At 80.0% G+C, this 555-nt stretch carries 1 protein-coding gene; it reads left to right on the forward strand.

From position 1 onward, the window contains the following. A partial coding sequence (locus tag GTQ99_RS23885; RefSeq protein WP_166618101.1) for a ComEA family DNA-binding protein occupies positions 1-447 on the forward strand: 447 nt, incomplete at its 5' end. Between the last annotated feature and the right edge of the window lie 108 nt (positions 448-555).

Consider the following 555-nt stretch of genomic DNA (forward strand, 5'->3'; position numbering starts at 1 on the left):
GTCGTCGTGCACGTCGCGGGCCGCGTGCTGGTCCCCGGCGTGGTCGTGCTGCCCGCGGGCAGCCGCGTCGCCGACGCGCTCGCGGCCGCCGGTGGAGCCGCCGCCGACGCCGACCTGGACGCGGTGAACCTCGCCCGCCCGCTCGTCGACGGCGAGCAGGTGCTCGTGCCCGCTCCCGGTCAGGCACCCGCTCCCGCACCCGCGGCGGCCGCCGCCGCACCGGGCGCGGTGCCGGGCGGGGCGCCCGGCCCGGACGCTCCGCTGGACCTCAACACCGCCAGCGCGCAGCAGCTCGACGCGCTGCCCGGCGTCGGTGAGGTGCTGGCCGGCCGCATCGTCGCCTGGCGCGAGCAGAACGACCGCTTCACCGACGTCGAGGAGCTCGGCGAGGTGCAGGGCATCGGCCCCAAGGTGCTCGCCGACCTGCGCGAGCGGGTGCGCGTGTGAGCCCGACCCCGCCGTCTTCCCCGTCTTCCCCGTCTTCCCCGGCGACCCCGGTGGCCCGCCGCCGTCGGGCCGACGCGCCGCGCCCCCCGGCCCCGCTGGACCTGCGCC

The sequence above is a fragment of the Kineococcus vitellinus genome (assembly GCF_009906315.1).
GTDB lineage: Bacteria > Actinomycetota > Actinomycetes > Actinomycetales > Kineococcaceae > Kineococcus > Kineococcus vitellinus.